Here is a 12,873-nt window from a genome sequence, read left to right as displayed (position 1 = left end):
AAAAAATTTGACAGTTTCTTTATATTTATATTTTCTAGGGGAAGGATAAAAATAATATTTATAGCCATGTTTATATTTGTATATAATATGTTCTGGCAATAAGTTATTGCATAAAGGGGTAATACAATTCTCGGGGGTTATTTATTGAGAATGGTTACTATATGTAGTAAATCTTATTTTAGAAAATTTTTATCGATGAGCTTAATAATATAAAAATATTTTTGTTAGTGCTATAATTAGTCTAGAATCTTGTAAGCGGTTTATACCTAACATAGGTATACCGCTATATTATATATTTTTATGTGGATTCGAATATAATTAATGATAATGGGCTTTAAGCTCGTGGGAGGTTATCATGGGAGTTTCAAAAAATAACTTCAAACATAAAATGGAAGAGTCTGCCAATAGAGTGCAGCACTTTGGCTTTAGAAAGTTTTCCGTGGGGTTAACAAGTGTTTTACTTTCTACAAGTCTTTATTTTGGTGTATCTAACTCTGTTGCAAAAGCAGATACAGTAACAGATAAAAATAATACTCAAGTTGCAACTGTTAATAAGCAACAGCAGGACAATGACGTTGAGCAAAACTCAACGCTTACTAGTGCGAACTTAAACACTAGCCAAGAAAAGACGACAGCAGCTACTACAACTGCCACAGATGCTTCAAGCACCGGCAAGAATGAAAGCGCTAATATCACACAAGAAACAGAACAAACAAGTTCTAATAAAGAAAAGGAAACCACTCAAACTGCAGCAAGCACTACTACGCAAGTATTAAATAAAGATACTAATGTAGCAACTCAGACTCGCTATAAACGCGACTTGCTTGAAGCAAGCGCAGTAGAAAATACTGCAGCTGAAAACGAGATTCAAGTGACCAGTGACGATCAACGGGGAAGTGTAACTGCCGGCGATACGGTTGATGGTCAAGCCCTTGATCCGACTAAATTCAACCTTGTTGTTCGTTATGTAGACGCTGATTATGCGAAGGGTACTGGCTCAAGTTCTTATGGTGGTCGGCTCTTAAAAACAAAGGTTTATGCGGTTGATGGCGATACTACCCCGCCAATTGTCGGGTTGACTGATGGTCTTGATTTTACTCACTATCAATCAAATGCAACAGTTACTGACTCTTACACTTATGACCCCTGGAATGATACAAATGGCACTTACCGGATTCTTACCTATGAACTTGATCACAGGACAATTGCCATTCCAGCTGATTTGAGTGCTGACCTCCCCAAGGGGACAGTAATTAAAGTTTCAGAAGATGGGACGACTTACGATCCAAATGGGACTGCAATCAGTGGGATTGATGGGATTCCTGAAGCCCGGACAACCGAAGCCTTTAGCAAATCATTACTAACTAACCAATTTACAGATGAGGTTTACGTCACAAAAGATGGTGTTCGGCGCATTGACAGGAGTCTATCCACCCGGCAACAATTTAAGGTTAAATGGAATTTGGATTTAGTTACTGGGAAGTTTGACGTTGATAGTCAGAATTCGATCACCGATCTAAATGGTAAAACATTAGCGTATGTTGGTGCGACTGCTAAGCAAATCCCCCAATATCCTGGCTACAAAGCATACTTTGTAGTAAACGGAGTACGAACACCAGCCACTTCAATTGCTGCGAAAAGCGTTGTTGTCGGTAAGGATACTTTGACAACAGTTAATGGCCTTAAGCAGTTAACATATACAGAGGACATTGTATATGTTGCCGATGGGCAAATTTTGAACTTTAAAGCCGTTGACGATGATGAAAATGATGCGGATATTACCAGCAAGATTGGCAGTGCAATTGCCACCCAAATCACTGGTGATAGTGGTCAAGCCGTTGATTTAAAGCAAGAACAATCCTACATCGATGCGATTCGCCGGGTTCTGGATGCGCAAAACTACCAGTACGTTTCAAATGACGCCTTGGTAACGACTTTTGACGATGATATGTCAACCAATCAGACGGTTACAATCCACTTTAGCCACAAGCACGGGGATGTTGTTGAAAGTCAGCCAATTACTAGAACGATTAATCTTCACCAACCGGACGGCACCACCGTTAAGACTGAAGTTCAAAATGGGACTGCTACCCGGACTAACACGAAGGACTTAGTGACTGACACTGTCTTAACTTACGGCAAATGGAGCGGTGGTCTAACTCAATACCAAATTCCACAAATTGAAAACTACGTCAGTCAAGTAGATAATAACGGTACTCGCGTTGATCAGTCATCAATTGATGGCACCAGTTTTAGTGACCAAGACAGCGTGCCAAGTTATGATGCAATTGATGTATATTACCGGACTGTACCAGCTTACACTGTTGTTAACTATAAAGACGCTGATGGTAACATTATTAAGACTGAAAACGTTGGTGGTAACGTTGGTGACAAGAAGACAATTACTGCTGACGAAGTTCCAGATGGCTATGAATTAGTTCCTGGTCAAGACACTTCAAAAGAAGTTACTTTAAGCGGCGATAACCCAGGTCAACCAAAGACCCCTATCGTCTTCAACATCCAGCAAAAAGTTGTTAAGGTTACCCACGACGCTCCAAAGAATGCCGGTGACATAATTGAAAAGAGCTTCACTTACCCACAAGGTGTCAGTGAAGAAGATTTAAACCGGACTGCTACTAGAACGATTAATGTAATTGACCCTACAACTGGCAAAACAACTACTTCTAGTGAAACCGTTAAGTTCTACCGCGACGCTACAGTTAATGAAGTAACTGGTAAGATTGTTTACACTGATTGGCAAATTGCCAGTGACTCACCTCAAAAGTCCTGGTCAGCATTCACTACCCCTACAATTAAAGGATACACACCAACCATCGCTAGTCTTGACGCAGAAACTCCAACTGCCGATACTGGTGATAAAACTTACACGATTACTTATCAAAACCAAACCTACACCACTCACGTAACCTTTAAAGACGCTGATGGTACTGTTTTACGTACCCAAACTATTACTGGTGTGACTGGTACTACTGCTAGCGTTGATCAAAAGTTACCAGCTGGCTACAAGTTAAAAGACGGTGAATCAATTCCTACTTCAATCACCTTTAATGGTGATCCAATTGCGGACAAGGAAATCACCTTAGAACATATTGTTGAGACTTTAACTGATAAGACACCAGATTTACCAAATGGTTATACTAGTGCTGACTTTAAGCGGACTGTTACTAGAACCATTAATGTTTACTCAACTGATGGACAAACCATTACCAAGACAGTTCCACAAACGGTAACCTTCACGCGGACAGCTACTTACGATAAGGCAACTAACCAAATTACCTTTGGAAATTGGTCAGTTAGTGATGGAAATGCCAACTTTGCTGAAGTTGACGCTGACCCAATCAGTGGCTACACCGCTACCACCAAAGCTAGCGCAGTTACTGTGACTGAAGCTGACGGCAACTCAACCGTTAACATCTACTACACACCAAATGATAGTAAGGTTGTCTTTGAAGCTTTTGACCAAGCTACTGGAAAAGATGTAAAGATTGATTTAGACAGTATCGCAACTAACACTGATTTGGCTGGTAAAGTTGACTCTGCAGTTTCTGCAACTGATGCTAGTGACCGTGAAGCTAAAATCAAGAACTTATTAACTAAGCTTGGCTACCAATATGTTGAAAACTCAGCTACCCCTACTCCAAGCAAGTTCACAGCTGATCCTCAAACAATTAAGCTTTACTTCACTCACCAAACCAGTGAAACTCCAGAAGACAAGACAGTTACTCGGAAGATTAATATTCCAGGAGAAAACGGTAAGACCATTGAAGTTACTCAAACCGCTTCTGTCCACAGAACTAACACTACTGACAAGGTAACTGGAACTACTACCCCAGGTGAATGGTCAGAAGCAGAATTCCCTGAATATGATGCAAGCCAAGTTGATGGCAAAACTACTTATGTAGATGGTAAAGAAACAACTAAAGTTCCAAGTGAATCAGTCAAAGTTGTTAATGGCGTTCCTCAAAACGGCGATGATGTAACTGTTACTTACGAAGCAAATCCGGGTACTCAAACCATCAAGTACGTTGATGAAAAGGGTAATCCGGTTAAGTTCAGTGATAGTAGTGAAGACCAAGTAATCTCCGGTAAAGTTGGCGAGATTAAGGAAGTTAACACAACTATTCCAGATGGTTATGAATTAGTACCTGGTGAAACTATTCCTGGTGCAATTGACATTAAGAAGACTGATTCACCAATTATCGTAACCTTAAAGGCTAAGACAGTTACTGTAACTCCAGACAAGCCTCAAAATGAAGGCAGCGAAATTCCAGACAACCCTGGTAAGACTTTCCCTAAGGGAGTTAGTGAAAGTGACTTAAACAGAACCGTTACTCGTAAGATTATCGAAGATAAGCCAGATGGTTCAGTCACAGTTAGTGATGAAAGTGTTAAATTCACTCGTACTGCTACTGTTAACATAGCAACTGGCGCAGTAACTTACAGTGAATGGACAGTTGTTCCAAATACTAACAACAAGTTTAGTAAGTATGTCTTAGGTGCAAGCGATCAAGTTGCAGGTTACACTGCAAGTAGAACTATGGTTGACGAATCAACTCCAAGTGTTGAAGCTGGCGACCAAGAAATTCACATTACTTATGCTAAGACTGACCACACGACGACCATTAACTACGTTGATGAAACAACTGGTAATATCGTTCATCAACAAGTTGTAACAGGTCAGACCGGGGAAACTAAGGACGTTGCTAGCGAAATTCCTGCCGGCTATACGGTTGCAAAGGACTCAAGCGAGCCAACAACTATAACTTTTGATGGCAATTCACCTGCAACCGACACTAAGACTGTTAAGTTAGTTCACAAGACTACGACTTACACTGGCGATGAACCAGAATTACCAAAGGGCGTTGTTAAGACTGACTTGCAAAGAACGGTTACTCGGGTAGTTACAGTTTATGAACCAGATGGTAAGACCGTTCAATCAACCAAGACTGATCAAGCCACTTTCAAACGGACTTTAACTGTTGACCAAGTTACTGGCGACTTTACTTGGAGCCCATGGACAACGAGTGACAACACTACATTTGCTGCAGTTCAAGGAACTGAAAAGACAGGTTATGTTGCTCAAAGTACCCCAGCAGTCACTGTTAACGAAAATAGTGGAGATATGAAGATTGATCTTTACTACACTCCACTGACTCAAAAAGTTACTGTTGAAGCTTACGACAACCAGACTGGTCAAGAAGTTCAATTAACTATTCCTGCTGGCTTTGGTAAGGAAATCACTGGTAATACTAATACTGATGTTCCAGCACAAAGCTTGAACGACTACATCAATGCCTTGAAGGAATTCTTTGGCGACAAGGGTTATACTTTTGTATCTCAAACTACTAACCCAACTAACTTTGGTACGACTGATCAAGTAGTTAAGTTAATCTTTAACCATAAACCAGTTGATGTATCAAACACTGATCCAAATGCTAAGAAGACTGTCACTCGGACTATCACCATTAAATATCCTGGTGGCAAGACCCAAGAAATTAAGCAAACTGCAGTTGCTACAAGAACTGCTACAATGGATCCAGTTACTAAAGAAGTAACTTATGGCGATTGGACAGGTGGCTTTGATGAATATGATGCTCCAAGTTTGCCAGGTTACAAGAGCCGGGTTGATGGTAATGACGCAGACAAGGTTCCTTCTGTAACTTTCGATAAGACTCATGAACCAAGTGATGCTAATACTACGATTGATTACTACGCTAAGCCAAGTACCCAAACCATTAAGTACATTAATGACAAGGGTGAAGTTGTTAATACCCAAGTGATTGATGGTGATGTTGGTACAACTCAGAAAGTTACCGGTGAAGTTCCAGCTGGCTATGAGGTAGCAAAAGGCTTCACAGTTCCAGGCGAAGTAACTATTCAACCTAGTGATACGCCAATCTCAATTCCGGTTGTTTCTAAGACAGTTGAAGTTAGTCACACTGATCCTAAGAACCCTGGTGATGAAATTCCTAATAATCCAGGAAAGACCTTCCCAGATGGTGTTAAGGAAAGTGACTTAAACAAGACGGTTACTCGTAAGATTATTGAACACAAGCCAAGTGGTGATGTGACTGTTCAGGATCAAGCAGTACATTTTGTACGGGATGCAAAAGTTAATGTTGATACTGGTGAAATCACATACACTGAATGGAAAGTTGATGGTGACCGCAGTCAGTTCGACGAATACACTTTAGGCTTAGATGATCAAGTTCCGGGTTACATTGCTAGCCGGATTAAGATTGATGCTTCAACTCCAAGTGAAAATGCTGGCGACCAAGTCATTGATGTTGACTACCGTCCAATTCAAACTATCAAGTTCAAAAAGATGGTAATGATGCTGAAATTCCACTTAAGAATGCTAGCTTAGCTACTTTGATTTCTGGTGAAGGTAGCGATAAGGTTAATGATAAGCAAGTTTACAGTTATGTTCAAGCTATTCGTGCTGAACTTGAACCACGTGGATATGAATTTATCAACTACGATAATATTCCTGAATTAATCAAAGAAATTAAAGATGGTATTATCAACATTTACTTCAAACACCAAACTATTCCAGTTGAACCAGGTAAGGGTAAGACTCCTGAAGAACCAGTTCGTCCTGGCGACCCAGATAGTCCTAACTACCCTGAAGGCGTTGATAACAAGGATCTTGACACTACTATCACTCGTACTATTAATGTTTACGATGAAAACGATAAGATTCTTCACACTGAAGTTCAAAAGGTTCGTTACCAAAGAACTGGAATTGTCGACAAGGTAACTGGTAAACTTCTTGGCTACAGTGATGGCAAGTCAGTTGGTACTGATACTTGGGCAAAATACACTTATGATGTACCAGCAGGTTACCAATTAGTCGATGGTAATGGCTATGTTGTTAAGGCTGACGAAGTCAAGGTTGGTGTAAATGACAAGGATGTAACTCTTAAGATGAAGATTGTGCCAATCCCACAACCTACTCCTGAGCCAACACCAACTCCTGATAAACCAGAAAATCCTAATACTCCAGAAACTCCAAGTGAACCAACTAAGCCGGAAGAACCTACGACACCAACTGAACCAGGTAAGAAGCCTCAAGAGCCTAAGACTCCTGATACTCCGGTTAAACCAGAACCCCCTGCCAAACCAGCGGAAAAGAAGAATGAATCTAAGAAGACGCCTGCTTCTCCATTAACCCCTGAAGTAAAGAGCCCTAAGAAGGGTGAGGCTAAGAAGATTACCAGTTCTACAGCGAAACTCCCACAAACTGGTAATAATGATTCATCAGTTGCTGGCCTAGGCATTGCCGCAATGGCTGTCGCAAGTTTGATTGGCTTGGCGGGAAAAAAGAAAAAAGAAGATGAAAAATAATAGCTAATTTTCGTTAATCTTTTCAAACAGAATCGATGAAAGTCGATTCTGTTTTTTTATGGTAAAAACTTACAAGTGGGTAATTTTCTTATATAATTGATTAGTGTGTTTGAATTAAAAAATTTAAGAAAATAAATTTAATATTTGGAAAAGAGAACAATGAATTATCTTATTGTAGGCGCAGGCCTTTTTGGTGCAGTTTTCGCTCGTGAAGCTGCTAATCGTGGAAATAAAGTTACAATTATTGAAAGACGTAACCATATTGCAGGTAATATTTACACCAAGAAAGTAGATGGAATCCAGGTTCATCAATATGGTGCACATATTTTCCATACTTCAAATAAGGAAGTTTGGAACTACGTTCATCAATTTGCTGAATTTAACCGTTATACTAATTGCCCTGTGGCTAATTACAAGGGGCACATGTATAACTTGCCATTTAACATGAATACATTCAGCGAAATGTGGGGAGTCAGAACACCACAAGAAGCTATGGACAAGATTAATGAACAACGTAAAGAAATGGCTGGTAAAGAACCTCAAAATCTTGAGCAGCAAGCTATTTCTTTAATTGGACGTGATATTTATGAAAAATTAATCAAAGGTTACACTGAAAAGCAATGGGGCCGAAAAGCAACAGAGCTTCCAGCATTCATCATTAAGCGTCTTCCAGTTCGGTTAACTTATGATAACAACTACTTTAATGATGATTACCAAGGTATTCCAATTGGTGGTTACACTAAGATGGTAGAAAAGATGCTTGATTATCCAAATATCAAAGTTGAATTAAATACTGACTTCTTTGATAAGAAGGATGAATATTTGAATAATTTTGATAAAGTTGTCTACACTGGAATGATTGATAAGTTCTTTGATTATAAGTTAGGAGAACTCGAATATCGTTCACTTCACTTTGAAACTGAAGAAAAGAATGTTGGTAACTACCAAGGTAACGCTGTAATTAACTATACCGAAGCTGAAATCCCTTATACCAGAATTATTGAGCATAAGCACTTTGAATTCGGTAAAGGTGATAAGGATAAGACTATCATTACCCGTGAATATCCTGCTGATTGGAAACGTGGAGATGAACCATACTATCCAGTTAACAATGAGCGCAATAATAACTTGTATAAGCAATATGCTGAACTTGCTGCTAAGCAAGATAAAGTTATTTTTGGCGGTCGCTTAGGTCAATACAAGTACTACAATATGGATCAAGTAATTGAAGCAGCATTTGATGCAGTGAAAAAAGAATTTGAATAAAAAATAAGTTTAAATAGTTAATTGAAGGTTAAGGATATAGGTCCTTGGCCTTTTTTGTAGGTTTTGATAATACAATCTAAAATCCGTTATTTTATTTTATATGATAGCTTAATGCATAAAGTGCCTATATTCGTATATCCTTAGTAAGTCTGATTATAATCAATGCTTATATAAGAATTATTAAGCATATAAAAATCCATGTTATATAACGTTTGAATAGATTCATTTTCGGGAGTGCTTTTTGTTATAATATTTTTTATAACTTTGTATATATTGAGAATATTGGGGGAATATTTTATGAAATCTTTTTTTGATATCAAACAAAGATTTTCAATTAGGAAGTTATCTGTCGGAGCAGTTTCAGTATTATTGGGATTAACTTTTATTAGCACTGCTCAAACTGTAAACGCAGCAACAACTTATACTGTAAATGCAGATGATTCTATTGAACAAACTGATCCGGTTGCTACTTTTTGGGATGGAAGTAAAGTTTTTACTAGCCCTCACCAAATTAGTGAAAAAATTGCAGCTTATGATGGTGGTGAAAGCTATGTTAAGAAATCAGCTATCACTGTTATTTTAAAATCAGCTACTGGTGAACCAGTTACTTTAAATGAAAATGATCATGTCTACGTTACGGCAAGAAACTATAACGATAAAAACTCTAGTTTTAAATTTGATTTAGCTAGCTTGTTGAAGAATAAGACTATTACAGCTAACGGTCAAAGTCATACTTTCTATGTTTATAGTTATGGTCCAAGTCAAACTCACAATCCTGCTAAGTCAAGATTTAAAAATGACAAGAGATATTATAAACCAGGTCAAATCTTCTACTTGTATCCAGCAGCTGACTACAATGCAAAGTTTGATGCACAATGGGCACAAGCAACTGCAAGTAGTAGTGATCATGTTTTTTATGCTGTAGCAAATAATCCAGCTCAAGGTAGAAATACAATTGATGAAATTGATGTTAATGGCACAAAACTTCCACGTCAAACATTGATTTTTTATGTTACTGAAAAGCCTAAATATGATCAAAATGCATCAGTTCCAGCAGGAAATTATACAGCCGAAGAAGTAGCGAAAAAGCTTGTTAAAAACTATGACAATCTTTCAAATGGGGGGGTAACTTGGACCTTCGAGGGCTCTAATAATCCTACTGATACTAAGACCTTAACATCCGGACAAGCAGTTAAGTTAGTTCCTCATTATCCAGGTTATGAAAATACAGATATTAATAAGTATTACGATAATAAGAGTGAATCCTTTGGTAGTGATATTTCAAATGGTAAGTCATATCTTTACAGTGATCCAGGTAAAATTCAAAGTCCGGTAAAAACTGGTGATGCAATTGAAGTTAAAGTAAGTAAAGATTTTAACTCTAAGATTGACCAAGTACCAGTTAAGGGCGATGGTAAGTTAACAGATGACCAAAAGCAAGCAGTTAGAGAAAATATCAAGAAAGCTAATCCTGATTTAAACTTAACTGATGACCAAATTAAAGTTAGCGATGATGGTACAACTACAGTTTCAACAGCTGATGGGATTAATAAAACCTTAACCCCAGACCAAACAATAAAACGCTATGACTTAGGTGATCCATTAACAACTCCAGACTTCAATGATCAAGTTGAAAAAGAAGTAATTAAGGGTAATGACAAGTTAACAGATGACCAAAAACAAAAGATTAAGGACAACATCAAGAAAGCCAATCCAGAAATGGAATTAACAGATGGTGATATAACTGTTGATGATGATGGTACAACGACTGTTAACACTAAGGATGGAAGCAAGAAGACCTTAACCCCAGACCAAACAATAAAACGCTATGACTTAGGTGATCCATTAACAACTCCAGACTTCAATGATCAAGTTGAAAAAGAAGTAATTAAGGGTAATGACAAGTTAACAGATGACCAAAAGCAAAAGATTAAGGACAACATCAAGAAGGCCAATCCAGGAATGGAATTAACAGATGGTGATATAACTGTTGATGATGATGGTACAACGACTGTTAACACTAAGGATGGAAGCAAGAAGACCTTAACTCCAGACCAAACAATTAAGCGTTATGACTTAGGCGACCCATTATTTGACCCAGAATTTAACGATCAAATCGATAAAGAAGTCGTTAAGGGTGATGGTGATTTAACCGATAATCAAAAACAAGCAGTTAAGGACAATATTAAGAAGGCCAATCCAAAACTAAATCTATCTGATGATCAAATTACAGTTGATAAAGATGGTAAAGCGACTGTTAAATTGGATGGTAATGTAACTAAGACCTTAACCCCAGATCAAACAATAAAACGCTATGAAAAGGGCGAACCATTAGAAAATACAGGAGATACCGATAACTTCAATAAGAATATTGATAAGGTACCAGTTGAAGGTCAAGATAAGTTAACTGATAAGCAAAAAGAAGAAGTTAAAGATAGTATCAAAAAGGCTAACCAAAATTCTCCAATCAAGGACATTGATGTGAAGGATGATGGCCGTACAATTGTTACTTTTGACGATGGCACTCAAGTGGAATTGACTCCAGAAGAAACAATTAAGCGCTTTGAAAAAGGTGAACCACTAACTAGTCCAGAATTCAATTCAAATATTGATAAAGTGCTAGTTAAGGGAGAAGGTAAGTTAACTGATGACCAAAAGCAAGCAGTTAGAGAAAACATCAAGAAAGCCAACCCAGATTTAAACTTAACAGATGATAAAATCACAGTTGGTGATGATGGTAAAGCAACTGTTGATTTAGGTGGTAATGTAATTAAGAATTTAATTCCAGATCAAACAATTAAACGCTATGATGTTGGCGACCCATTAATTTCTCCAGAATTCAATGATAATATTGACAAGGTACCAGTTAAGGATGGCGATAAATTAACTGATGACCAAAAGCAAAAGGTTAAGGACAACATCAAGAAGGCCAATCCAGGAATGGAATTAACAGATGGTGATATAACTGTTGACGATGATGGTACCACAACTGTTAACACTAAGGATGGAAGCAAGAAGACGTTAACTCCAGACCAGACTACTAATCGATATAATTTAGTAGATCCATTAATAAATACTGGTAATGCAGATAGTTTCAATAAGAATATCGATAAGGTACCAGTTGAAGGTCAAAGAGACTTAACAGAGCAAGAAAAAGAGCGAATCAAGCAAAATATTAAAGATGCTAATCCAAACTCTCCAATCAAGGACATTGATGTGAAGGATGATGGCCGTACAATTGTTACTCTTGACGATGGTACTCAAATTGAATTAACCCCAGATCAAACAGTAAACCGTTATGAAAAAGGCGAACCATTAGAAAATACAGGAGATGCAGATAGTTTCAATAAGAATATCGATAAGGTACCAGTTGAAGGTCAAGATAAGTTAACTGATAAACAAAAAGATGAAGTTAAAGAAAACATCAAAAAGGCTAATCCAAACTCTCCAATCAAGGACATTGATGTAAAGGATGATGGCCGTACAATTATTACTTTTGACGATGGTACTCAAACTGAATTAACCCCAGATCAAACAGTAAACCGTTATGAAAAGGGCGAACCATTAACAACTCCAGACTTCAATGATCAAGTTGAAAAAGAAGTAATTAAGGGTAATGACAAATTAACAGATGACCAAAAACAAAAGATTAAGGACAACATCAAGAAGGCCAATCCAGGAATGGAATTAACAGATGGTGATATAATTGTTGACGATGATGGTACCACAACTGTTAACACTAAGGATGGAAGCAAGAAGACCTTAACTCCAGACCAAACAATTAAACGCTATGACTTAAGTGATCCACTATTTTATGATGATACCGCCAAAGATAGATCAGCTAATGATGATAAGAATTCTGATAGAGAAAATAATTCTAATACGGATAACGACTCAAGTAAGGATTCTAATTCAGATAAAGCTAATAATTCTGATAATCATGAAGATCAAAGCAATAATAAAAATGCTCAAAGTATCAATGGTGTAAAAGATGAGCGTGATGCTACAATATCATCAAAGAATGATATGAATGTCAAGACAAACAATAAACAAAGTCTTTTACCACAAACAGGTAATCAAACATCATCTTTACAAACATTAGGTTTAGCGGTATTGAGTTTATTGACTTTAAGTTTCTTTAAAAAGAAAAAGCAAGATTAGTTGGCAACAAGAATCTTTGTCAATTCTTGTTGATGAAGAGTAATTAGAGAATCAAGCAATATGTAAATTGCTTGATTC

At 37.6% G+C, this 12,873-nt stretch carries 4 protein-coding genes; all 4 read left to right on the top strand.

Annotation, left to right across the window (positions count from 1 at the left end):
* Positions 1-355 precede the first annotated feature (355 nt).
* Entirely contained in the window at positions 356-6,388 is a 6,033-nt protein-coding gene (locus tag ACNDLV_RS07695; RefSeq protein WP_048597870.1) for a mucin-binding protein, read from the top strand.
* 5 nt (positions 6,389-6,393) lie between these two features.
* On the top strand, positions 6,394-7,368 hold the full coding sequence (locus ACNDLV_RS07690) for a mucin-binding protein (protein ID WP_006587246.1): 975 nt from the start codon (positions 6,394-6,396) through the stop codon (positions 7,366-7,368).
* A gap of 159 nt (positions 7,369-7,527) precedes the next feature.
* Positions 7,528-8,634, top strand: coding sequence for a UDP-galactopyranose mutase (glf, locus tag ACNDLV_RS07685; protein WP_022091133.1), 1,107 nt, complete (start codon positions 7,528-7,530; stop codon positions 8,632-8,634).
* A 297-nt stretch (positions 8,635-8,931) separates the two neighbouring features.
* On the top strand, positions 8,932-12,795 hold the full coding sequence (locus ACNDLV_RS07680; RefSeq protein WP_022091134.1) for a MiiA motif-containing surface protein: 3,864 nt from the start codon (positions 8,932-8,934) through the stop codon (positions 12,793-12,795).
* Positions 12,796-12,873 lie beyond the last annotated feature (78 nt).

Source organism: Lactobacillus fornicalis, from assembly GCF_055362665.1.
Note: the sequence above shows the minus strand (reverse complement) of the source record. Positions and strands in the feature narration are given on the sequence as shown.

Bases quoted from the DNA above. Each gene is read 5' to 3' on its own strand.
- ACNDLV_RS07695 (WP_048597870.1), top strand. From the start codon at position 356: ATGGGAGTTTCAAAAAATAACTTCAAACATAAAATGGAAGAGTCTGCC.
- glf (WP_022091133.1), top strand. From the start codon at position 7,528: ATGAATTATCTTATTGTAGGCGCAGGCCTTTTTGGTGCAGTTTTCGCT.
- ACNDLV_RS07680 (WP_022091134.1), top strand. From the start codon at position 8,932: ATGAAATCTTTTTTTGATATCAAACAAAGATTTTCAATTAGGAAGTTA.